This is a genomic window from Zoogloea sp., from assembly GCF_028689785.1.
Lineage (GTDB): Bacteria > Pseudomonadota > Gammaproteobacteria > Burkholderiales > Rhodocyclaceae > Zoogloea.
Genome location: NZ_JAQVCN010000005.1, coordinates 1 through 21763 on the forward strand (window position 1 = coordinate 1; position 21763 = coordinate 21763).

The following is a 21763-nucleotide window of genomic DNA, read 5'->3' on the forward strand; positions in this document are numbered from 1 at the left end:
TTCATGGGAAGCCCAAAAAGGCAGGAAACTACACAAAATGCGGCCCAGTGAACAGGGGGGTTTGTAATTGCATGAATGTGAACGGGATTTTTGAGGCGGTTATGCTGGGTCGATGCGATTGCCCTGGGGGTGGTAGCCACCGTTGCCAGCTCGATAGAAGTAACGATGATCGCCAAAAGGGGGAATAGCCTCGAAATCAAGAGGAATCGGTTTGGCGCCGACCTTGTAGTAAATGTCTTGAGATTCCTTGAGCGTCTTGGGCGTACTGGGGTAGGGGCCTATATCGATGTAGCCATGCTCTTCGAGTAGGGCGATTGTTGTGCGATTAGCTGTTAGATGACTAGGGTCATAGCTTTTCGGCTTGGGGGCGCAGGTATGAGGATGTTCCCTCGGGCTGGAAATCTCGGACGTATTGATTGGGGATGGTGCAATGGCGCCCAATCCTATTTCTTCCGTCTCAGATCCCAAGGCCCCCCATCTTACAAATTGTTTCCATTCTTTAAAGGGCGACAGTTTTGTAAATTCCCGGCGAGAGTAGGTTATTTGCTTCGTTTCATAGTAGTAACATCCCAGCTCCCACCCCTCATCCTTCTTCCGCCCTCTATTGTCCTGAAACACCTGTATAGAATTGTCCCGGACATCCCAGATGAGGATTCCAAAGCGGCGAAATTGAGGATCTGCTTCGTTGGGCGGAACGCCGGGCGCGCTGCCATTGAAGATCAGGCGATGGTTGTCCATCCACCACACGGCATTCATGTGGGTGTACGCGCCGGAGTCGACAACGGGTAGAGGGGTCTTGGGGACACCGGCCAAGGCTGCTGTGGATTGAGCGGCCTTCAGGTTGAAGGCCAATATTCGGCTAAGAATCCCATCGGCTATGCTTGGTGGCTCACTTGCGAAGGAGGTGTCAGGAGACAGCAGCAAGGTTGTCAGCCCCAGGAGATACAGCTTTTCTCGCCAGCAGATCGATTGTGCGCTCATCATCTTTCTTCGCTAAACCCTGCGACATGCTCATGTTCTGGATGAGCTCACAGCAGTAAATCCCTTGGCCAGGCTTTCGGCGCACCTGAAATCTTGTTGCTGGGGTGTGATTATCCCTTGAAAATATTCATTTTGGATTTTTCGTGAGGAGGCGGGGACTACGCATCGAAGTCAGCAGTCGGTGCCGTGCCTTGGTCGTCCGGTGAGGCCGCCCTGCAATCTCATGCGCCCATGGCTTCAGTCGTCCAGACGCTCAGCAGACATCAGTGGACGTCCATGGACTCCACTTCACTTCCCAATGCAGAACCGCGAAAAGATCACCCCCAGCAGATCGTCCGGGGTGAATTCCCCGGTGATCTCATTGACTGCCTCCTGGGCCAGGCGCAGCTCTTCGGCCATCAGTTCGAGGGCGTGGCGGGCATCGAGGGCAGCCTCGACCCGAGCCAGGGCTTCGCGCAGGGCGATGAGGTGGCGCTCCCGGGCGAGGATCACGTCTTCCCCATGGCGGTGCCAGCCCGCCACCCGCAGCAGCTCGGCCCGCAGCAGCCCGACGCCCTGATCGGCCTTGGCGGAAAGATAGAGGCAGATGCCGGCGGCGTCCTCGGTGCGCTCGGGCTGGCGTGCCAGCAGATCCACCTTGTTGAAGACGGTGATGCGTTCGACGCCTGCCGGCAGCCGGGCATCGATGGCTGCGTCGGCATCGGTGAGGCCGGCCCGCACATCCACCAGGCGCACCACCACGTCGGCGCGCTCGATCTCCTGCCAGGTGCGGGCAATGCCGATCTTCTCGACTTCGTCGGTGGTGTCACGCAGCCCCGCGGTATCGGTGATATGGAGGGGAATGCCCTCGATCTGGATGGTCTCGCGCAGGGCGTCGCGGGTGGTACCGGCGATGTCGGTGACGATGGCCCGCTCCTCGCCGGCAAGACGGTTGAGCAGGCTGGATTTGCCGACGTTGGGCTGACCGACGAGCACCACGTGCAGGCCATTGCGCAGCAGGCTGCCCTGACGGGCACGGTCGAGAATGGCGCGCAGTTCGGCGGCAACGACCTCGATGCGTTCGAAGGCCTTGGCCTCGATGAGGAAGTCCACATCCTCGTCGGGGAAATCGAGGGTCGCCTCGACCAGCATGCGCAGGTCGATCAGGCGGTCACACAGACCCTGGACTTCGCGGGAGAAACTGCCGGTGAGGGAACGGACCGCCGAGCGGGCCGCGGCGGCCGTGGAGGCCTCGATGAGGTCGGCAACGCTTTCGGCCTGGGCCAGGTCGAGCTTGCCGTTGAGAAAGGCGCGACGGGTGAATTCACCGGGCTCGGCAAGGCGGGCGCCCAACTCAAGGCAGCGGGCCAGCAGCATCTGCATGACCACCGGGCCACCGTGGCCCTGGAGCTCGATGACGTCTTCGCCGGTAAAGGAGTTGGGGGCGGGGAAGTAGAGGAGGAGGCCTTCGTCGATCAGCCCGCCGCTGCCATCACGGAAGCGGGCGAACTGGGCGACCCGGGCTTGCGGCTCGCGACCACCAAGAGTGGCCGCGAGCGGGGAGAGACTCGGCCCGGAGATCCGGACCACGCCGATGCCACCGCGCCCGGGGGCAGTGGCGATCGCCGCAATGGGCTCACTCGGCCGGCTTGCCACCGGCCGCGATCATCCGGTTGATCTGCCATTGCTGGGCAATGGACAGGGTGTTGTTGACCACCCAGTACAGCACCAGACCTGCCGGGAACCACAGGAACATGAACGTGAAGAGGATGGGCATCATCATCATCACCTTGGCCTGGATGGGGTCGGGGGGAGCCGGGTTGAGCTTCATCTGGATGAAGCTGGTGGCACCCATGACCAGCGGCAGAATGTAGAACGGATCCTTGACCGACAGATCGTGGATCCAGCCCAGCCAGGGCGCGCCACGCATTTCCACCACACCCAGCAGCACCCAGTAGAGGGCGATGAACACCGGGATCTGGATCAGGATGGGCAGGCAGCCGCCGAGGGGGTTCACCTTCTCGCGCTTGTACAGGTCCATCATGGCCTGCTGCATCTTCATCTTGTCGTCGCCGTACTGCTCCTTCAGGCGCTGCAGGCGCGGGCCAAGGGTCTTCATCTTGGCCATCGACTTGTAGCTGGCGGCGGACAGAGGGAAGAACAAGGCCTTCAGGGCGATGGTGACCAGGATGATGGCCCAGCCCCAGTTGCCGGTGAGCTTGTGGAACCACTCCAGCACCCAGAACAGCGGTGCGGCGATGATGGTCAGCCAGCCGTAGTCCACCACCAGGTCAAAGCCCTTGGCGAACTGTTCGAGACGGCTCTGCTCCTGAGGGCCGGCATACAGCGGCATGGACAGCTTGCCGCTCTGGCCCGGGGCGATGGAGGCCACCGGCACGATCACACCGGCGGAGTAGAGGTCGGAACTCACCTGGTTGGCGAAGAACTCGCGCTCACCCTCTGCAGGTGCCCAGCCAGCCACGAAATAGTGCTGCACCATCGCCGCCCAACCGTCGGAGGCCTTGGTGACGAACTTGGCTTTCTTGGCGGCAACATCCTCAAAGGACACCTTCTGATACTTCTCGGCTTCGGTGTAGAAGGCCGGGCCGGTGAAGGTCTGCACGCCGAAACCGCCGGGCTGCTCGGCCGGCTTGCCGTCGCGGGTGAACTGGAAGTAGGCATGGGGCGCCAAAGCTGCAGGGCTGCCGTTGGTGATCTCGTAGCTCACATCCGCCACATAGCTGCCGCGCCGGAAGGTGATCAGCTTGCTGACCTTGACACCCTCGGCGGTAGCCGGTGCGTCAAGGCGCAGGGTCACCGCATCCTCGCCGTCCTTCAGCTCAAGGCTGGACGCTGCCAGGCTGAACAGGGTCTTGTGATTGGGAAGACCATTGCCGATCAGGCCGGTCTGGGCGGCGTAATTGTGCTTTTCGCCATTGTCGAAGAGCACGTAATTGCGCGTGGGATCTTCGGAGGCCTTGTGGCGGGTCAGCTCAAGCCGGACGATGTCGCCGCCCTGGGCCGAGACTTCCGCCACCAGCACGTCAGTGCGGATGATGGCCTTGGGTGCCACTGCCGGTGCGGCTGCCGTGGCGTTCTGGCCGGGCAGGGCAGGGCTGCCGGCTGCAGCAGCGCCCAACGTCGGCGTGGGAACACCAGCTGCAGAATTGGCCGCTGCGGCAACGGCCGGCACCGGGGGCTTGTTGTGCTTCTGCCAGCCGTCCCACAGCATGACCAGGGAGAACGAGAAGACGAGAAGGAGGATCAGGCGACGGTTGTCCATCGGAGTCAGTGTCAGGAAGGAGTTTGGGGCGGAAGGGTTTGCAAGCGCTGCTCAGGGTACCGGATCGTAGCCACCCGCGCTGAACGGATGGCAGCGGCACACACGCCGCGCCGCCAGCCACGACCCCTTCAGGGCGCCATGGCGCTCGACAGCCTCAAGAGCATATTCGGAACAGGACGGCACAAAACGGCAGTTGCGTCCCAGCATGGGGCTGATGGCGTAGCGATAGGCTCTGACCAGAGCCAACACAACCGGTTTCACTTGATCACACCCTGCTTGGGCAGGCGTTCAATCACAGCGAGCATGTCTTCGCGCAGGGAGCGTTTGGTGACGTCACCAACCTTGGCCGACAATCGTAACACCAGATCGTAGGGCGGCAGGCTTGCACAGGCATGACGGAACACGTCGCGACCGATGCGCTTGACCAGATTGCGCTGCACCGCCCGCTTGGCGAGCTTCTTCGCCACCACCAAGCCGAGCCGGGCCGTACCCGCCTGGCCGGGGCAGTAGTGGAGCGCGAAGTAACGCCCGCGAACGACGCGCCGAAAAGCAAAAACGGATGAAAATTCATCCGTTTTATGCAGTCGCAAAGACGCGCCGAAGCCGAACCCTGCCGTGTTTTCTGCTTCATCCGACGGGCCATTGACGATGCCTGCCGGGGAAGAAATATCAGGATCGGCCCGCGGGCGAGCCTCAGACGGCGAGACGATGACGGCCCTTGGCGCGGCGAGCGGCGATGACCTTGCGACCGCCACGGGTAGCCATGCGGACCAGGAAGCCGTGGGTGCGCTTGCGACGGACGACGGACGGTTGGTAAGTACGTTTCATTTTTCGTGCCCGAAAAGTTGAGTCAAACGCGCAATTTGATACGTTAACCCACTGTTTGTCAAGCAGGTTTTGTTCGCCCCCAGCAAACACCCCACGGCAGGCCCGCCCTCGCAAGTGTCCACAGGCCCCCATGCACAGCCCTGATCACCACCCGAAGCTGTGGATAAGTCCCCTCTGCACAGGTACAATGCGCGTTTGGCCAAACGCTCCCCGCGCGCGATTCTGGCCGCTCCGGCCCTGTTCCGGAGTCATCCGGAAGCGTCTATCCGGTGCGCGTTCTGCCGTCGTAACCCACCCGCCCAATATCGTGCCCGAAGCCTCATCGTCGCCCCAATGCGCTGCGTTCTGGACGCATTGCCTGAACTGCCTGGAGCAGGAACTACCCGCCCAGCAGTTCAAGACCTGGATCCTCCCCCTGCGTGCCGAAGAGCTTGCCGGTGACGACGGAGCCGGCATGCGCCTGGTGGCACCGTCAAACTTTCATCGCCAGTGGCTGCGCGACCGTTACCTGCGCCGCATCGAAGAGCTGGGCGAAGAGTTCTTCGGTGGCCTGCCGACCATCGAGGTCAGCCTGGCCCCAGCCGGCAGTCTGCGCCGTGCTGGCCCCCCTCCGAGCAGCACCCCGGCCCCCAGCAGTGCCGCGCCAGCCCCGGCACCCGCAAACGGTGGCAGCTCATCCCCGGCACCCGCAGTGCTCCGCAGCACCCCTGCCGAAACTCCGGTGTCGGCCGATGCCGCCAATTACGACAAGTCGCGCCTCAACCCCGACTTCACCTTCGACACCCTGGTCACCGGCCGCGCCAACGACCTGGCCCGCGCCGCCGCCCTGCAGGTAGCCCAGAACCCTGGCGTGTCCTACAACCCGCTGTTCATCTATGGCGGCGTCGGCCTGGGCAAGACCCACTTGATCCACGCCCTGGGCAACACCGTGTTCAAGGCCGACCCGCGCAAGGTCATCCGCTACGTGCATGCCGAGGACTATTACGCCGACGTAGTGCGCGCCTACCAGCAGAAGTCCTTCGACGTCTTCAAGCGCTACTACCGCTCCCTCGATGTGCTGATCATCGACGACATCCAGTTCTTCAATAACAAGAACCGGACCCAGGAAGAGTTCTTCCACGCCTTCAACGCCCTCACCGAGGCCAAGAAGCAGATCATCATCACCAGCGACACCTACCCCAAGGATGTCCAGGGCCTCGAAGACCGCCTGATCTCCCGTTTCGACTGGGGCCTGACGGTGCAGATCGAACCGCCCGAGCTGGAGATGCGCGTCGCCATCCTTAAAAAGAAGGCCGAAGCCGAACGCATCGCCCTCAACGAAGACGTTGCCTTCCTGATCGCCAAAAACCTCCGCTCCAACGTGCGCGAGCTCGAAGGCGCCCTCAAGAAGGTGCTGGCCTTTGCCCGCTTCCATGGCAAGGAAGTCACCCTGGAAGTGGCCAAGGAGGCCCTCAAAGACCTCCTCAACGCCCACAACCGCCAGCTCACCGCCGAGTTCATCCAGAAGACCGTGGCCGACTATTACAAGATCAAGGTCGCCGACATGCACTCCAAGAAGCGCACCCGGGTCATCGCCCGGCCGCGCCAGGTGGCCATGTTCCTCGCCAAGGATCTCACCCCCATGAGCCTGCCGGCCATCGGCGAAGCCTTTGGCGGCCGCGATCACACCACCGTGCTCCACGCCTGCCGCACCATCGCCGAGCTGCGCCTCGGCGACACCCAGCTCAACCATGATCTGCACGTCCTCACCCAGGTGCTGCGCGGCTGATGAAACCTTTCGCCCCCAAGATTGCCGGATGGACGCCCACCGCGCGCCTGCCCCTCTAAATACGATACTGGAGACCTGAGTCCATGCTGCTTTTCACTGCGCCCCGCGACGCCCTTCTGGCCCCGCTGCAATCGGTATCCGGCATCGTCGAGAAACGTCACACCCTGCCCATCCTCTCCAATGTCCTGATCGAGAAGAAGGGCGATTCGCTCACCCTCCTCGCCACCGACGTCGAGATCCAGATCCGCAACAGCACCCCCGCCGCCCTCGGCGCCGAAGACGTGGCCATCACCGTGGGCGCCCGCAAGCTGCAGGACATCCTGCGCGCCCTGCCCGACACCGCCGACGTCAGCCTCACCCTCGACGACAAACGCATCACCCTGAAAGCCGGCAAGAGCCGCTTCCAGCTGCAGACCCTGCCCGCCGCCGACTACCCCCGGCTGGCCCCGCCCGAAGGCGAAGGCGTGCACTTCACCACCACGCAAAAGGCCTTCAAGAAGCAGCTCGCCCTGGTGCAATACGCCATGGCCCAGCAGGACATCCGCTACTACCTCAACGGCCTGCTGCTGGTAGTGGCCGGCAACCTGCTGCGCATGGTCGCCACCGACGGCCACCGCCTGGCCTACGCCGCCTCCCCGCTGGTCGGCGACTACGCCCGCACCGACGTGATCCTGCCGCGCAAGACGGTTGTTGAACTGGCCCGTCAGCTCGCCGACTCCGACGACCCCCTGGAAGTGACCCTGGTGGGCAACCAGATCGTCTTCCGCTTCGGCAACATCGAGCTCATCTCCAAGCTCATTGACGGCAAGTTCCCCGACTACGAGCGCGTCATCCCGCAAGGCCACCCCAAGCTGGTCAAGGCCAGCCGCCTGGCCCTGCTGCAGTCCCTGCAACGCGCCGCCATTCTCACCAACGAGAAGTTCCGCGGTGTGCGCCTGATGCTCTCCGAAGGTAGCCTCAAGCTGGTGTCCACCAACGCCGAGCAGGAAGAAGCCCTGGAAGAACTCGAAGTCGACTACAGCGGCGACAGCCTGGACATCGGCTTCAACGTCACCTACCTGCTCGACGTGCTCACCAACGTCTCCGCCAACGAGATCGAAATCCGCTTCAACGACGGCAACGCCAGCGCCCTCTTCGGTCTCGCCGAAAACGCCGACTTCAAATACGTCGTCATGCCCATGAGAATCTGACCCACCGCATCACCGTCCGACTGCGCGCCCCCGCCAGGGGGCGTCCCCGCTGTACCCGCTGAACCGAGAACGCCATGTCCGATACGCCGCAACAACCCGCCTCCGCCGACAACTACGACGAATCCAGCATCCAGCAGCTCGAAGGGCTGGAGGCCGTGCGCAAGCGGCCGGGCATGTACATCGGCGACACCTCCGACGGCACCGGCCTGCACCACATGGTCTTCGAAGTGGTCGACAACGCCATCGACGAAGCCCTGGCCGGCCACTGTGACGACATCGTCATCACCATCCACGCCGACAACTCCATCTCCGTCACCGACAACGGCCGCGGCATCCCGGTCGGCGTCAAGATGGACGACAAGCACGAGCCCAAGCGCTCCGCGGCCGAAATCGTCATGTGCGTGCTCCACGCCGGCGGCAAGTTCAACCAGAACAGCTACAAGGTCTCCGGCGGCCTCCACGGCGTGGGCGTCTCCTGCGTGAATGCCCTTTCCAAGTGGCTGCGCCTCACCGTGCGCCGCGACGGCAAGAAGCACGGCATCGAATTCAACCGCGGCCACGCCGTCGATCGCCTCATCGAAGTCGTGGACGGCATCGAGACCAGCCCCCTGCGCATCCTCGGCGACACCAACCGCCGCGGCACCGAGGTGCACTACCTCGCCGACGAAGAGATCTTCGGCACCGTCGAATACCACTACGAAATCCTCGCCAAGCGCCTGCGCGAGCTCTCCTTCCTCAACAACGGCGTCAAGATCCGCCTGATCGACCGCCGCACCGGCAAGGAAGAAGACTTCGCCTTTGCCGGCGGCGTGGCCGGCTTCGTCGAATACGTGAACCGTGCCAAGTCGGTGCTCCACCCCACCGTCTTCCACGCCAGCGGCGAATCCCTCCAGAACGGCGTGCCCATCACCGTCGAAGTGGCCATGCAGTGGAACGACAGCTACGCCGAACAGGTGCTGTGCTTCACCAACAACATCCCCCAGGCCGACGGCGGCACCCACCTCACCGGCCTGCGCGCGGCCATGACCCGCGTCATCAACAAGTACATCGAAGAAAACGAGATCGCCAAGAAGGCCAAGGTCGACATCAGCGGTGACGACATGCGCGAAGGCCTCGCCTGCGTGCTCTCGGTCAAGATGCCCGACCCCAAGTTCGCCTCCCAGACCAAGATGAAGCTGGTCTCCGGCGAAGCCCGCCCGGCGGTCGAAGAAGTCGTCGCCCAGAAGCTCGCCGACTTCCTGCTCGAGCGCCCCATCGACGCCAAGACCATCTGCGGCAAGATCGTCGAAGCCTCCCGCGCCCGTGAAGCCGCCCGCAAGGCCCGCGAAATGACCCGCCGCAAGGGCGTGCTCGACGGCGTCGGCCTGCCCGGCAAACTCGCCGACTGCCAGGAAAAAGACCCCGCCCTGTGCGAAATCTACATCGTCGAGGGCGACTCCGCCGGCGGCTCCGCCAAGCAGGGCCGCGACCGTAAGTTCCAGGCCATCCTGCCCCTGCGCGGCAAGGTGCTCAACGTCGAGCGCGCCCGCTTCGACAAGCTCATCAGCTCCGAGCAGATCGCCACCCTCATCACCGCCCTGGGCACCAGCATCGGCACCGAAGACTTCAAGCCCGAAAAGCTGCGCTACCACCGCATCATCCTGATGACCGACGCGGACGTGGACGGCGCGCACATCCGCACCCTGCTGCTCACCTTCTTCTACCGCCAGATGCGCGAGCTCGTCGAGCGCGGCCACATCTACATCGCCCAGCCGCCGCTCTACAAGATCAAGCACGGCAAGAACGAGATGTACATCAAGGACGACACCGAGCTCAACGCCCACCTGCTCAAGCTCGGCCTCGAAGGCGCCATCCTCACCCCGGCCGAAGGCGCCGAAACCATCCACACCGACGCCCTCGGCGGCCTGGCCCGCACCTACCTGCTGGCCGAAGCCGTCATCCGCCGCCTCACCGACTGGATCGACCCCACCGTCCTCCACGCCCTGCTGGCCAACGACCTGCCCCTGTCGGTGGACGACGAAGCCGCCGCCCGCGACTCCGCCCAGCGCCTGCAGACCGCCGTCGGCAATGAAGTGAGCATCGAAGCCGTCTACAACGAAAGCGCCGAAGCCTGGACCCTCGACATTGCCCGCATGCACCACGGCAACCGCAAGCGCACCCAGATCGACGCCGACTTCCTGCGCTCCGGCGACTACCGCACCATCCGCCAGGCCACCGAATCCATCTCCGGCCTCATCCAGCCCGGCGCCATCATGCGCCGCGGCGAAAAGCAGCAAGCCGTCACCAGCTTTGCCGACGCCATCCGCTGGATGCTCGCCGACGTGGAACGCGGCATCTCCAAGCAGCGCTACAAAGGCCTGGGCGAAATGAACCCCGAACAACTCTGGGAAACAACCATGGACCCCGCCGTGCGCCGCCTGCTACGCGTGCAGATCGACGACGCCATTGCGGCGGATGAGATCTTTACCACCCTGATGGGGGACAACGTGGAACCGCGCCGGGCGTTTATTGAGGAGAACGCGCTGTATGCGAGGAATCTGGATGTGTGAGGGTGTCGGGTGACACAAAAAGCGAAAACTGTGCCTAGTTAGTGCAAAACTAGTGACACAGATAATGACAAAAGCCCGAAATTGAGCTTTTTCATTTGCTTCACAGTCGATTGGATCTTAGGGCTGTAGCACAGCCCTAAACGTGTAAACAGCCTTACGAGGTAATGACAAGACAGAGGCTACCAAGAAAATGACCCCGAAGGCATATTCGGCCATTGAGTGTACTAAGATTGAACACTACAATGAAGCATAAGCGCCTGATCCGGAGGAGGCTTTGTAACCTTAAAAAAAGGGCACTACGGCTTAGCCGGCTGGGAAAATGGAACAAACTGCAACTCAACTTTCCGCATTGTCTCGCCTATTTTCGTCGGCTGTTTTCCGCGAAATGGGGCGGAAAGGGCGTTCTCCGTTATTTACCCGCTTATTCCACCAGACAGGCCTCTCCGGCCAAAGTATTGCGAAGGGAACCGTCGCGACAGCATTTGAGGCCGCTTTCGCTGTTCTAAGGAAATCGGGCTTCCGTGATGAATATGTTTACCGTGCTGCGCTGACGCATAATATTTTGTTAGGCCGCCATTCACTAAGCACTGCCAGTATGCTGACAGAGTTTAGAGCAGGTTCGTGTAAAGCTGATCTTGCTATCTTGAATGGGACCGCAACTGTTTACGAGATCAAATCGGATCGTGATTCCTTAGCGCGCTTAACTAACCAGCTTGAGAATTACCGCAAGGTTTTCGCAAAAATCTACGTTATCGCTAGTGAAGCGTTTGTACAGGAAATTGTTAGTAGTACCTCTAGTGACGTAGGCGTATTGAGCCTTGTACGATGGAACAGAATTCAGACAGTACGAGAGGCCGTTGACCGCCCCGACCTGGTTTGCCCAGAGACCATATTTGATTCACTACGCTTGGCAGAGGCGCGCGAAATTTTGCGAAGTTTCAATATTGCAGTGCCAGACGTGCCAAATACGAAGCTTTACGGTGTGATGCGAAAGTATTTTGGGCAATTGGATCCAACAGAGGCTCATCAAAAGATGGTACAGACGTTGAAGAGGACCCGTAATTTAGCGCAGCTAGGTTCTCTTCTTGATCAGTTGCCGCCTTCATTGCAACCAGCAGCACTCTCCATTCAAATACGGCAAGCAGACCAGGAACGCCTGCTTCAGGCGGTACAAACTCCTTTCAACGAAGCTATGGCCTGGGTGTAAACAATCACATGTATTACCCTTATTTTCGAGGTAAGCAGTTTGAGCTAATCGCTATTCGTGAAACAGCGGAATTACTTAAGAGTTCGGGCTTTGTGCCAATAATTGAGCCCGTGAGAGAGGTTTTAAGCGGGCTAGATCGAGCACTAAAAACTATCTGCGAAGTCAAGGGGAAAGCCATTGTTATCGTTAACCCGGATCATGGCGATCATGCAGAAGATGGTGCTGGAATAAGCTCCTTGCTAAAAAACGGTTTTCTAGACAAAGAAGGTATCACCGCAGGGATTCTGCTTAAGGAAGGGATGAACCTTGGCTCGGCGTTGAACTATTACGATAAACATAAAGATCACAAACCGGTATTTGTGCACGCTGGCTTCACGGAGGCAAAAGCGCTCGCCGAAAAGTTAGACGGTGACCTGGGTCAAACACAGCATGTCTTTTTTGAAAAGCATTGCGGCAAGCTGTATCGCAAACACTTCAAAGGTAGTATGCGAATTCTTCTACGTGATGGTTTTCAGCGACGCCGAAATGCTGACCACCCAGCTATTGAGGAGTTTTCTGACCTCCACGTTACCTACGAGGAGGAGGACATGGATGGGTTTGGGGATTTCTTGATCGTAGGTGACGACTACAGTGAGGGAGGTGGCCCAGCTTACGCTATCGCTATCCACTTAACTTTTATCGATTCAGACAAAGATAATGTCATGTACATCTATCATTTTGTCTCGACGACTAAGGATACGCCAACTGATCCTGCCGGAAAGTTCGGTCAGGCACTAGGCAAGCTTATAGCTAAGCTGGACTCTGGCAATTCCAAGCTCATCGACACTGAGGCCATCCAGGAGTTTCGTGATCTCCATGCAAAGGGTCACTTCCCGGGGCTAGGTCATGTAAAGAAGCTCTCAATGAAGCATCATATAGAAACGATAGCGGATTTTTTTGCTGACTAACATCCATGCCAGCATATTGTTGCTCCGAGTGCTTTGGTGACCGTGGTCTCAAAAAAAGCATTATTCCTTCCCTTAATCCAATTCGCGGTGTCTGCAATTACTGTCAATCAACAGGTGTAGATCTAGTTGAGCCTGCTCAACTTGCAGACGTATTTGAAATGCTCATTAGCATTTATGAGCCTAATCCCAATGGTAAATCCCTCGTGGAATGGTTGAAGCATGATTGGCAAATCTTCTCTCATCCATTCATGGATACTGCCCATGCAAAGGAATTACTCAGCGAAATTCTAGATAACGGAGATATCGTCCGAAAAACGTTTTCTCCAGCCGAGACTTACAAGAGTGAAGGGCTTGCCCGATGGGAAACGCTTCGGGACGAGCTAATGTATAAAAACAGATATTTTCTTGATGAGACTCTCGATACTGACCGACTAAAGGAATTACTGGATCATTTGCCCGCGGATGATTTGCCAGAAAGTTGGTTCCGAGCGCGCATACTGACAGCGAATCCCCCGTATCCGATTGCGGAAATGGGGGCCCCACCAAAGCATCTTACAACTCATGGGCGTGCTAACCCGACGGGTATTCCTTATCTCTATTTAGGTTCTTTACCAGAAACTGCAGTTGCAGAGGTGCGGCCCCATACTGGCGAAGTGGCGTGCGTAGCTGACTTCAAAGTTACGGGTTCTTTGACTGCTATCGATTTACGCAATCCACGCAAACTGGTCTCGCCTTTTCTCCTCGCAGACGCGGGCTCAATTGGCCAGATGCGGGCTGACATTCCTTTTCTGGAACGACTGGGCGAAGAACTTACCCGCCCCGTTCTACCGCGAAGCGCCGCGATTGACTATATTCCTAGCCAATATCTGTGTGAATTTATCAAGAAAAGTGGTTACGACGGAGTTGTCTACCGTAGTTCAGTGAGCAATGGTATGAACCTTGCACTTTTCAATCCCGAAAAAGTCGTGGGTGGAGACGTTTCGCTCTTCAGTATTAATCGTGTATCAGTAGAAGTAGCGCCCATCTGTATTGCCCCAGTAAAATCATGCTTAGGTGTTAACCTTGAAAGAAACGACACATGAGTACGGCGATGGAAGACGAAATCAAGCGTTGGACGGCCAGGTAATGGAAATCCTGCAGTGCAAGACACGTTGGCGGGGGTGTTTGGCAAGAGGCTCAAGGAGAACCCAATATCCAACCGCTGAAGGTTCCCGTGCCTCACTCAAACAAAATGGCCTCAATTCGGGCCAGAGCTTCGTCAACGATGTACTGCGGCACCGTTTCCTTCAGGCTCACGTTCCGTGCTCGCCAGTCCAAGGACTTCAATTGGTGGCAATGCACCGCACCCTGGGTATCGGTGCCAGCCCCCACTAGCGTGACCACCGTTCCGTAAGTACGGGCAGCGGCAGCGGCGCCCTGCGAAATCGGGCAAATCATCGCCAACCCTTGCTGGTTGAAGACCTTACCGCTCAAGACAAGGCCGAAGTGCGGGCCCTTCATTTCCCGACCAGAGGGCGGATCGAAGTCGAGATGCACGATGTCGCCACGGTTTGGCAGGTACGCCATCAGTCGCTCTCCAATCCAAGCGAGGGCATTTCATCCCAGCCTTCGACACGCGGCAGCCCTTGAGGCATTTCTGCCATCAGGTCGGCCAGTTTGTAGCGCGGGCGGGTCGGCGCTTCCACGGTCATCTTATTGCCCAAGAGATGAAGTTCCACCTGGGAGCCTTCGCCCAGACCGTTCTGGTCAATAAATGCCTTGGGCACCGTCATTACGAGCGAGCCACCGGCTTTGCGCAGGGTTTGAAGCATACGGGCCTCCTATCAATCGTAAGTCCTATTTCAGTATAACTTTTATCTTACAAGAGTAGGACATTAATTCTGCAGCATGAGGACAGCCGGTTGGAAGACGAAAAATGCAGGGCATCGCAGCCCCCGGTAGAGCGTGTCGGGCATGGCAGGCGTGCTCATTCTTGCTTGCCGTCCTTGTCACCGCTCACCACAGCAGCTGTACGCGTTCTGCGAGCGCGCAAACGGCTCGCCTGACGCACGTCGGATTCGAGTGCCCGGACATCCTTGCCCGGTTCAGCCAAGTCCCCAAGCCCGTCCGCCAAACCGAGCTGCCACAAGGCCGAGGCATACACCCCCATGCTCACAGACGGGTCGCCCTTCTCCAGGCGAATCAGTGTGGGCACAGAGACCCCAAGACGGCTGGCCCACTGCCGCTGGGACTCCTTACGCCGAAGCCGTGCCACGGCCAGCCTCTCTCCAAGCGTCTGTAAAGAGACCAGGACTTCCGGCGGCAAGGAACTCAGGGCTAAAGAAGGCTTTGACATAACATAAAGGTAGACAAAATATCGATAAGAGTAAATTTTATGTTATGTCACAGCTCCCGCCATCTCCCCAACAATCATGTGCTCCACAACCTTGAACACACGCTGTTCAATCGGTGTAGCGGGCGCCAGCTCCGGGCTGGCGAGGGCCTTGCGAATGCCCTTTGCCACGTCGTTCACGATGCGCGCTGCCGCCTCCGCTGGAAGGCGCAGCGCCTTGCCGGCTTCGATGAGACTGTCGAGTTTCACCTCGTTGAATCTCGCCGCGCCGGGCAGTTCAATGGCCATGCGCACGGCGGGCGACGGTCCGTCCTGGGTGCCCAATGCTCTGGTGTGATAGGCGGATGTGCTCAGCAGGTCGTAATGGGGCGCCAGCTCGGGCCCGAGCCCGGTCATGACGAATGACAGGTTCTTCAGGTGGCTGTCGTCATTTGCCAGAAAGACGTTGAAGACCAGCCATCGAAAGAGTCGAAACCGCGTTGCCGCGGGGTTTGCCGAGAGGGTACTGATCTCGTACAGCGTCTCCAGGGACGCCCGGCTGTACTTCAGCGTGCGGGAGATGTTGAGCAGCTGGCAGGCGTCAAGGATGTGTCTTCGCTGCGTATCGGGAAAGCTGCCCAGCCTGTCGAAGCGTTCGATGATGTAGACCGGGACCGCCGCCTGGTCGTCGGGCAGGCGCCGCAGAATGACGTCCGGGACAAGCAGCCCCGCCGCCCTGGCCAGCCGCATGGTGAGGAATTCATTGTAGGCCGATGCCGGATAGCGCTCCACGTCGGGATGATCAGGCTTGAGGACGTGCGTGGACGGCGTGGCGCCAGCCGGCTCAAACAGCTCACCCTCCTTCACGACGAGCAACAGTTTGTGCTGTGCGCCCGCTGCCGACATCTTCTTTGGCGCATCATGGATCAGGGTCTGCTGCGGCAGATTGCGGATGCGGCGGACAAGCACATCGTCGGGCAGCGGCACAATCGCGCTGTCGGTCGGAGGCGCCTCCCCGGGTGGCAGCAATGTCAGGGCACCAGCCGATTCCCTCCCCAGATATCGCAAGACGTCGAAGGCATCGCGGACATTGGCTTCCCGACAGACCGCTTCTCTCAGATGCTCTTCTGGCAGGAGGTTGTCGAAGAACCACTGTACGGTGCGGACCGTGCTCCCGTCGCGATGCTCAAGCTGATGTCGTGGCAATGCCGGTGACAGGTCAAAAGCCTGGGCAGACCTTGACCATGATTCGTCGTATTTCAGCGTCCAGATGTCCTGCTCTTCGAGCAGATGGCCAACATGCTGGCGCTCAAAATAGATCTGCAGAACGCGCGCTTCACTCACCGTCAGCATCCCGCTTCTGCGCTGCACGCTGCACCAGGCGCTCAAGCTCTGCTGCCGCGGAGTCGTGGAATTCTACGGACACGCGCACCCCGAGCTCCCGGAGCAAGCGAAACACCCGCCCCATCTGCACGGTGTCCTTGCCGTTCTCCACGTCGGACGTGAACTGCTTGCTGACACCCACCATGCCCGCCAGGTCGTCGATCCGGATACCGGAGCTTTTGCGGACAGCACGAAGCACCGTGCCGATATCCGAGACGGAATCCACCGTTTTTTTCATGGAGATCTTTCCTCAGCGCTCAGTCGTCTCACGAACGATTCGTCCGACTATTATTCCTGTGATCGCAGGAATAATAGTCGGAGGCCGCAGCGATTTCCATCATTTCCTACGAGCGCAGGAATTCCCGATCCGAATCCACCGATAACCGATGAATTCCTGCGATCACAGGAATATTTCCAACCCACTCCATCAGGCCAGCCCCTCACTCCCCCCCACCCAGCCCCACCCGCGTCGGCAAATCCCACGCGCCGCCCGGCGCGATCAGCCTGCACATGCCCGTGGACGTGGCATGGGCCAGCACGAAGCCCCTGCCGTCCCACTTCCATTCCTCCATCGACCAGCAATCCCCCAGGCCGCGGCCCTTTTGGGTGGCAGTAATGGTGCCAGCGTCGTATTCCGAGCCCTGGGTGGTGACCAGCACGGGCTGGTAGGGCGGGGCTTGATTGACGATCCAGTAGCCGTGGCCCACGTTGTAGGCGCCGCCCCAGCAGCGGGTGGCGACGAGGAAGCGGGTGTCGGTGAGGCGGGTGGCGGTGGGGGCTTCTTCGACGGACGGATCGGGTTCGGTGAGATCAGGGCAGTAGTCGGTTTCGTCGTTCTTAAGGGTGGCGCGCAGGGCCTTGAGCAGGGCGGGGCCTTGCTGCTTCACCCAGCTCTTGTCGCCCGGCCTGGCGGGGGCGATGGCGCCCGGCTTGATGACAAGGCTCAACAGCGGGGGGAGGGCCTTGCTTTCGGGTTCGGTGCCGCGCCGGATGAGGGCGCCGGGGGTGCCCAGGCGGCCCTGGAATTCGTCCATCTTGAGGAGCACGGCGGCGGCGCCGGTGTCGGAGAGTGCCCAGGTGGTGCCGCTGCGCACAAACTCGATGCTGCTCTTGCGGGTGAGGGCGGCGAGCAGGGCCTGGGTCTGGGCCGGGTTGAGTTCGCCCTGCAGGCTGTCGCTATCGAAACCCACCGGGCCCTGGGCGGTGCCGTTGATGCGCAGTGTGAGCTGGAAGCGCCGGGGCAGTTTGTCGACGATGGGGTTGTCGCCGTAGCGCCCGACCTTTACCTGGGCCGTCACCGGCTGCCCCGGCCCGGCCGGGCGGGTGAGGAGCACCGAGATGGGCAGCTCGACGCCATCCGGGCTGTAGCCGGCGGCGCGGCAAGTGCGGGTGTTGTCGCAGGCCAACTCCCAGTCGCCGTGGAAGAAGCGGGTGCCGGGCAGGTCGGCGGCGGCCAGGGTGGGGGCGGCCAGCAGCAGGGCGGCGTGGAGGATGGGGCGGGGGAGGCGCATGGGGCTTTCCTTGCCCGGTGCAGGAGCCGGGCAACCTGGGGTGACGGCAGGCAGTCTAGGGGCTGCGCTAATGGGCAGCAATGCGTGCACACGGATTGGCCGCTTGCTATCCTCCGCTTCCCGGCCGCGCGGGCGGCCAGTACCCATCACTCACGGAGATACGCCCATGGCGTCGTTGCAGGATCAGTTCATGAAGGCCGGCCTGGTCAGCAAAGGCAAGGCCAAGCAGCTTAACCAGGACAAGTCGCGCCAGCAGAAGCTCGACCGCAAGGCCGGGGTCGAGACGGTCAACGAAGCCAAGCTGGCCGCCCAGGAGATCCAGCGCCAGCAGGCCGAGCGGGCCCGGGAGCTCAACGCCCAACGCGACGCGGCCGCCCGGCAGAAGGCCATCGAGGCGCAGATCGTGCAGATGATCCAGCAGCACAAGCAGGCCAAGCTCACCCGGGGCGCCGCCGAGGTGGCCTACAACTACACCCACGACAGCAAGATCAAGCGCATGTTCGTGTCGGCCCAGGTGCGTGACCACATTGCCGCGGGGCACCTGGTGATCGTCTGCCAGGGCGAGTCCGCCGAGCTGCTGCCGCGGGCCATCGGCAACAAGATCGCCGAACGCGACCCGGCCCGGGTGGTGTACGTGAAGCAGGCCGAAGCCCCCGCCGAGGACGACCCCTACGCCGACTTCAAGGTGCCCGACGACCTGATGTGGTGATGCGGGCGGCCTGCCCCTTCCAGCATCTTCAGCCCCGGCCTTGTTCCAGCCGGGCAAACCACCCCGCCAGAAAATCCACCAGTGCCCGTAGCACGGGGCGCATCTGCCGGTTCGACTGGAACACCGCGTGGATGCCCAGTGATTTGGGCTCATAGCCCGGCAGCAGGGCCACCAGCCGGCCAGCGGCGATGAGCTCGCGGGCGGCGTAGCGGGGCTGCAGGGCAATGCCGGCACCTTGTTCGGCAGCGCACAGCAGGGCGTGGGCCTCGTTGGCACTGAGCCGCCCACCCACCGGCACGCCGATGTGCTCACCCCGGGCATCCACGAACTCCCACAGGCTGTGACCGAAGTAGGAATAGGTCAGGCAGTTGTGGGTGCCCAGATCCTGGGGCGTACTGGGCGTGCCGTGCTCAGCCAGATAGGCGGGCGAGGCGCACACCACCGAGTGGCAATCCCCCAGCCGGCGGGCAACCACGTTGGGGTCCAGGTCGTTGGTGATGCGGATGGCCAGATCAATCCGCTCTTCCACCAGGTTCACCACCCGGGAATCAACACGCAGGTCCACCGCCGCCAGGGGATGAGTGCGCAGGAACTCGGGCAGAGCCCGGGCCAGCGCAGTCTGAGCCAGGGATGATGCACAGGCCACGCGCAGCATACCCTGCACGGGATCCGCCTCGTCGGTGCCCAGCACCGCCATGGCCGCCGACACTTCCAGCATGGCCCGGCAGCGGGCCAGCACCTGCTCGCCGGGGGGCGTCAGGCTCAGGCGACGGGTCGTCCGGTGCAGCAGCCGGGCGCCGGCCCAGGTCTCCATCTCCCGCAGGTAGCGGGTCACCATGGCCGGCGACATCTCCAGTGCCTGGGCGGCACCGGCCATGCTGCCCCGGTCGACGATCTCCACAAACACTTCGGCGGCGGTGATGCGGTCCATATTCGATCGAATCGTGCAATAAAGACTTTCCGATTATGGAGTTTTTCTGCCGGATCAAGAAACATAGGATGACGGACATGGAAGGAGCAATCACGCTCCTCCACAAGCTTCCAGGAGAACATCCATGTCTCACGTCGCCATCCTCGGCATCACCGGCCGCGCCGGTTCCCGCATCGCCACCGAACTCCTCGGCCGCCAGCACACGATCACCGGCATCGCCCGGAACATCAGCCAGGCCAGCGCCCAACCCGGCCTGAGCCTGAAGGCCGCCGATGTCACCGACGGCAAGGCCCTGACCAGCCTGCTCCCGGGCCATGATGTGGTGGTCAGCAGCACTCGCTTTGTCGACGGCATCGACGCCGCTACCCTGCTCGCTGCGGCAAAGCAGGCCGGCGTGAAGCGGGTCGTGGTGGTCGGCGGGGCCGGCAGCCTGGAGGTAGCCCCGGGCGTCGCCCTCATCGACACCCCCGGATTTCCGGAGCTCTACAAGGCCGAGGCGGGCGCAGGCCGCGTCTTCCTGCAGGCCCTGCGCGCCGAGAACGAGATCGACTGGACCTTCATCTCCCCATCAGCCCTGTTCGAACCGGGCGAACGCCGCGGGCACTTCCGCTTGGGCAGCGACGCATTGCTGGTAGACGCGGCAGGCAACAGCCACATCTCCATGGAAGACTACGCCATCGCCCTGGCCGATGAGATCGAGCACCCCCGGCACCACCGCCAGCGCTTCACCGTGGGGTACTGAAGCGTCTTCGATAACCACAATCCGCTGGCCTCATGGTTAAATCCGGACCATGTACCAGCGCCTCGCCGACCCCGTCCCATCTCTCCCCGCCAACCACCGCGAGCCCGCCTGGTCCGAATATGCCGTGCTGGTGGTGGACGACGAAGCCGGGGTGCGCAACTTTCTCGAACGCGCCCTGCGGGCCCGGGGCTGCCGGGTGGAGGTGGCCGGGTCGTCGGAAGAGGGTGCCGAGCGCCTGCGTGAACATCACTTCGATGCCATCGTGCTCGACATCGCTCTGCCCGGCCGCTCCGGTATGGAGTGGCTGCGGGCCCTGAAGAATGATGGCTTTGCCGGCGACGTGATCCTCATCACCGCCTTTGCCGACATCGAAACCGCCATCGATGCGCTGCGCGCCGGCGCCTCCGACTTCGTGCTCAAGCCCTTCCGGGTCGATCAGATCATCAACTCCCTGCAGCGCTGCTTCGAGCGTGCCCGCCTCGATCGGGAGAACTTCGTGTTGCAGCGCCAGGTGGCCGGCCTGGGCGGCGAGGTGGCCGGGCTGATCGGCCATTCCGCATCCATGCGCGCCCTGTGCGACATGATCCGGCGCGTCGCACCCACCCCGGCCACGGTGCTCATCCTCGGAGAATCCGGCGTCGGCAAGGAAGTCACTGCCCGGGCCCTGCACCAGATGAGCCCCCGGGCCGATCGCTCCTTCGTACCCCTCAACTGCGCGGCGGTGTCGGCCGAGCTGATCGAGAGCGAGCTCTTCGGCCACGTGCGTGGCGCCTTCACCGGCGCCCGGGAGGCCCGCCGCGGCCTGTTCCACTACGCCAACGGCGGCACCCTGTTCCTCGACGAAGTGGGCGAGCTGCCCCTGGCCATGCAGACCAAGCTGCTGCGCGTGCTCGAAGAAAGGCGCATCCGCCCGGTGGGCAGCGAGGCCGAGGTGCCGGTGGACGTGCGCGTGGTGGCCGCCACCAACCGCGACCTGCACGCCGAAGTGGCGGCGGGGCGCTTCCGCCGCGACCTGTTCTACCGCCTCGAAGTGCTCACCCTGTCGATCCCGCCCCTGCGCCAGCGCCCCGAGGACGTGGCCGAGCTGGTGCAGCACTTCAACGCCCAGCTGTCTTCCCGCCTGGGCCTGCCGCCCCTCACCGTCACCCCCGCCGACCTGGTCAGCCTGGCCACCTACCCGTGGCCGGGCAACGTGCGCGAGCTGCGCAACCTCATCGAACGCTCGCTGATCCTCGGCAGCCTGCCGGTGCACAACCAGGTCCAGGGCATGGCCGACCCCCTGCCCCTGAGCCTGGCCGAGGTGGAGAAGCGCCACATCCTGGCCGTTCTCGACCAGTGCGGCGGCAACAAGACCCACGCCGCCACCCTGCTCGGCGTCTCCCGCAAAACCCTCGACCGCAAGGCGGTGGAGTGGGGGCTGGCCTAAGCCTTCGTAAAACAGGCC

Annotated in this window: 22 protein-coding genes; 9 read left to right on the plus strand and 13 right to left on the minus strand. The window is 61.6% G+C overall.

The annotated features are described in order from the left end of the window. Positions 1-99: 99 nt before the first annotated feature. The 6 genes from PHI64_RS03935 to rpmH all read right to left on the minus strand — a co-directional run bounded on the left by PHI64_RS03935 (position 100) and on the right by rpmH (position 5071). Positions 100-981 carry a hypothetical protein gene (locus tag PHI64_RS03935; protein ID WP_299878917.1) on the minus strand — a complete coding sequence of 294 codons (882 nt, stop codon included), beginning with the start codon at positions 979-981 and terminating at the stop codon, positions 100-102. A gap of 288 nt (positions 982-1269) precedes the next feature. Beyond that, on the minus strand, positions 1270-2616 hold the full coding sequence (gene mnmE / locus PHI64_RS03940) for a tRNA uridine-5-carboxymethylaminomethyl(34) synthesis GTPase MnmE (RefSeq protein WP_299878919.1): 1347 nt from the start codon (positions 2614-2616) through the stop codon (positions 1270-1272). Next, positions 2597-4243, minus strand: coding sequence for a membrane protein insertase YidC (gene yidC, locus PHI64_RS03945; protein WP_299878921.1), 1647 nt, complete (start codon positions 4241-4243; stop codon positions 2597-2599). The genes mnmE and yidC overlap by 20 nt, the downstream gene beginning before the upstream one ends. Positions 4244-4294: 51 nt before the next feature. Next, positions 4295-4504, minus strand: a complete 210-nt coding sequence (yidD, locus tag PHI64_RS03950) for a membrane protein insertion efficiency factor YidD (protein WP_299878923.1) — start codon at positions 4502-4504, stop codon at positions 4295-4297. Beyond that, positions 4501-4998, minus strand: coding sequence for a ribonuclease P protein component (gene rnpA, locus PHI64_RS03955; RefSeq protein ID WP_299878925.1), 498 nt, complete (start codon positions 4996-4998; stop codon positions 4501-4503). Before rnpA ends, yidD begins: the two co-directional genes overlap by 4 nt. Next, positions 4937-5071 carry a 50S ribosomal protein L34 gene (rpmH, locus tag PHI64_RS03960; protein WP_079434516.1) on the minus strand — a complete coding sequence of 45 codons (135 nt, stop codon included), beginning with the start codon at positions 5069-5071 and terminating at the stop codon, positions 4937-4939. The genes rnpA and rpmH overlap by 62 nt, the downstream gene beginning before the upstream one ends. A 307-nt stretch (positions 5072-5378) precedes the next feature. Between rpmH and dnaA the strand changes: the two genes are divergently transcribed. The 6 genes from dnaA to PHI64_RS03990 all read left to right on the plus strand — a co-directional run bounded on the left by dnaA (position 5379) and on the right by PHI64_RS03990 (position 13814). Continuing rightward, on the plus strand, positions 5379-6839 hold the full coding sequence (dnaA, locus tag PHI64_RS03965; RefSeq protein WP_299878928.1) for a chromosomal replication initiator protein DnaA: 1461 nt from the start codon (positions 5379-5381) through the stop codon (positions 6837-6839). An 83-nt stretch (positions 6840-6922) separates the two neighbouring features. After that, positions 6923-8029 (plus strand): DNA polymerase III subunit beta, encoded by a 1107-nt coding sequence (dnaN, locus tag PHI64_RS03970; protein WP_299878931.1) that lies wholly within the window; start codon positions 6923-6925, stop codon positions 8027-8029. A gap of 74 nt (positions 8030-8103) precedes the next feature. Then, entirely contained in the window at positions 8104-10578 is a 2475-nt protein-coding gene (gene gyrB / locus PHI64_RS03975) for a DNA topoisomerase (ATP-hydrolyzing) subunit B (protein ID WP_299878934.1), read from the plus strand. 319 nt (positions 10579-10897) lie between these two features. Then, entirely contained in the window at positions 10898-11785 is an 888-nt protein-coding gene (locus PHI64_RS03980; protein WP_299878937.1) for a sce7726 family protein, read from the plus strand. Positions 11786-11793: 8 nt separating this feature from the next. Continuing rightward, positions 11794-12732, plus strand: a complete 939-nt coding sequence (locus PHI64_RS03985; RefSeq protein ID WP_299878940.1) for a sce7725 family protein — start codon at positions 11794-11796, stop codon at positions 12730-12732. Between the two features lie 158 nt (positions 12733-12890). Further along, positions 12891-13814: an RES family NAD+ phosphorylase gene (locus tag PHI64_RS03990; protein WP_299878943.1), complete on the plus strand. Its 924-nt coding sequence runs from the start codon at positions 12891-12893 to the stop codon at positions 13812-13814. Between the two features lie 136 nt (positions 13815-13950). On the opposite strand, the gene PHI64_RS03995 is transcribed toward PHI64_RS03990, so the two are convergent. The 6 genes from PHI64_RS03995 to PHI64_RS04020 form a co-directional block, all read right to left on the minus strand. Further along, the gene (locus tag PHI64_RS03995) at positions 13951-14298 is read right to left on the minus strand and encodes a type II toxin-antitoxin system PemK/MazF family toxin (RefSeq protein WP_299878946.1); all 348 of its coding nucleotides are present in this window, start codon (positions 14296-14298) and stop codon (positions 13951-13953) included. Beyond that, a complete protein-coding gene (locus tag PHI64_RS04000) occupies positions 14298-14543 on the minus strand; it encodes an AbrB/MazE/SpoVT family DNA-binding domain-containing protein (protein ID WP_299878949.1) in 246 nt (81 codons plus the stop codon). The genes PHI64_RS03995 and PHI64_RS04000 overlap by 1 nt, the downstream gene beginning before the upstream one ends. 155 nt (positions 14544-14698) lie before the next feature. Continuing rightward, on the minus strand, positions 14699-15067 hold the full coding sequence (locus tag PHI64_RS04005; RefSeq protein WP_299878952.1) for a helix-turn-helix transcriptional regulator: 369 nt from the start codon (positions 15065-15067) through the stop codon (positions 14699-14701). A gap of 42 nt (positions 15068-15109) precedes the next feature. After that, positions 15110-16396, minus strand: a complete 1287-nt coding sequence (locus PHI64_RS04010) for a HipA domain-containing protein (protein WP_299878956.1) — start codon at positions 16394-16396, stop codon at positions 15110-15112. Continuing rightward, positions 16380-16664, minus strand: a complete 285-nt coding sequence (locus PHI64_RS04015; RefSeq protein ID WP_299878959.1) for a helix-turn-helix domain-containing protein — start codon at positions 16662-16664, stop codon at positions 16380-16382. Before PHI64_RS04015 ends, PHI64_RS04010 begins: the two co-directional genes overlap by 17 nt. Positions 16665-16866: 202 nt before the next feature. Further along, positions 16867-17937, minus strand: a complete 1071-nt coding sequence (locus tag PHI64_RS04020) for a DUF1176 domain-containing protein (protein ID WP_299878963.1) — start codon at positions 17935-17937, stop codon at positions 16867-16869. Positions 17938-18103: 166 nt separating this feature from the next. Here PHI64_RS04020 and PHI64_RS04025 point away from each other — a divergent pair, with 166 nt between their 5' ends. Continuing rightward, entirely contained in the window at positions 18104-18646 is a 543-nt protein-coding gene (locus PHI64_RS04025; RefSeq protein WP_299878966.1) for a DUF2058 domain-containing protein, read from the plus strand. A gap of 28 nt (positions 18647-18674) precedes the next feature. Here the strand turns inward: PHI64_RS04025 and PHI64_RS04030 are convergent, their stop codons facing one another. Beyond that, positions 18675-19577, minus strand: coding sequence for a LysR family transcriptional regulator (locus tag PHI64_RS04030; RefSeq protein WP_299878969.1), 903 nt, complete (start codon positions 19575-19577; stop codon positions 18675-18677). A 124-nt stretch (positions 19578-19701) separates the two neighbouring features. On the opposite strand from PHI64_RS04030, the gene PHI64_RS04035 reads away from it, so the two are divergent. Further along, positions 19702-20319 (plus strand): NAD(P)-dependent oxidoreductase, encoded by a 618-nt coding sequence (locus PHI64_RS04035; protein WP_299878972.1) that lies wholly within the window; start codon positions 19702-19704, stop codon positions 20317-20319. A gap of 49 nt (positions 20320-20368) precedes the next feature. Continuing rightward, on the plus strand, positions 20369-21745 hold the full coding sequence (locus tag PHI64_RS04040; RefSeq protein ID WP_299878974.1) for a sigma-54 dependent transcriptional regulator: 1377 nt from the start codon (positions 20369-20371) through the stop codon (positions 21743-21745). Positions 21746-21763: the final 18 nt, after the last annotated feature.

Excerpts from the sequence above, each read along its gene's own strand:
- PHI64_RS03995 (WP_299878946.1), bottom strand. The coding sequence starts at position 14,298 with ATGGCGTACCTGCCAAACCGTGGCGACATCGTGCATCTCGACTTCGAT.
- PHI64_RS04005 (WP_299878952.1), bottom strand. The coding sequence starts at position 15,067 with ATGTCAAAGCCTTCTTTAGCCCTGAGTTCCTTGCCGCCGGAAGTCCTG.
- PHI64_RS03985 (WP_299878940.1), top strand. The coding sequence starts at position 11,794 with ATGTATTACCCTTATTTTCGAGGTAAGCAGTTTGAGCTAATCGCTATT.
- PHI64_RS04015 (WP_299878959.1), bottom strand. The coding sequence starts at position 16,664 with ATGAAAAAAACGGTGGATTCCGTCTCGGATATCGGCACGGTGCTTCGT.
- PHI64_RS04010 (WP_299878956.1), bottom strand. The coding sequence starts at position 16,396 with ATGCTGACGGTGAGTGAAGCGCGCGTTCTGCAGATCTATTTTGAGCGC.
- PHI64_RS04000 (WP_299878949.1), bottom strand. The coding sequence starts at position 14,543 with ATGCTTCAAACCCTGCGCAAAGCCGGTGGCTCGCTCGTAATGACGGTG.
- PHI64_RS04025 (WP_299878966.1), top strand. The coding sequence starts at position 18,104 with ATGGCGTCGTTGCAGGATCAGTTCATGAAGGCCGGCCTGGTCAGCAAA.
- yidC (WP_299878921.1), bottom strand. The coding sequence starts at position 4,243 with ATGGACAACCGTCGCCTGATCCTCCTTCTCGTCTTCTCGTTCTCCCTG.
- PHI64_RS04020 (WP_299878963.1), bottom strand. The coding sequence starts at position 17,937 with ATGCGCCTCCCCCGCCCCATCCTCCACGCCGCCCTGCTGCTGGCCGCC.
- PHI64_RS03935 (WP_299878917.1), bottom strand. The coding sequence starts at position 981 with ATGAGCGCACAATCGATCTGCTGGCGAGAAAAGCTGTATCTCCTGGGG.
- PHI64_RS04030 (WP_299878969.1), bottom strand. The coding sequence starts at position 19,577 with ATGGACCGCATCACCGCCGCCGAAGTGTTTGTGGAGATCGTCGACCGG.
- PHI64_RS04035 (WP_299878972.1), top strand. The coding sequence starts at position 19,702 with ATGTCTCACGTCGCCATCCTCGGCATCACCGGCCGCGCCGGTTCCCGC.
- PHI64_RS03980 (WP_299878937.1), top strand. The coding sequence starts at position 10,898 with ATGGAACAAACTGCAACTCAACTTTCCGCATTGTCTCGCCTATTTTCG.
- rpmH (WP_079434516.1), bottom strand. The coding sequence starts at position 5,071 with ATGAAACGTACTTACCAACCGTCCGTCGTCCGTCGCAAGCGCACCCAC.
- dnaN (WP_299878931.1), top strand. The coding sequence starts at position 6,923 with ATGCTGCTTTTCACTGCGCCCCGCGACGCCCTTCTGGCCCCGCTGCAA.
- PHI64_RS04040 (WP_299878974.1), top strand. The coding sequence starts at position 20,369 with ATGTACCAGCGCCTCGCCGACCCCGTCCCATCTCTCCCCGCCAACCAC.
- PHI64_RS03990 (WP_299878943.1), top strand. The coding sequence starts at position 12,891 with ATGCTCATTAGCATTTATGAGCCTAATCCCAATGGTAAATCCCTCGTG.
- gyrB (WP_299878934.1), top strand. The coding sequence starts at position 8,104 with ATGTCCGATACGCCGCAACAACCCGCCTCCGCCGACAACTACGACGAA.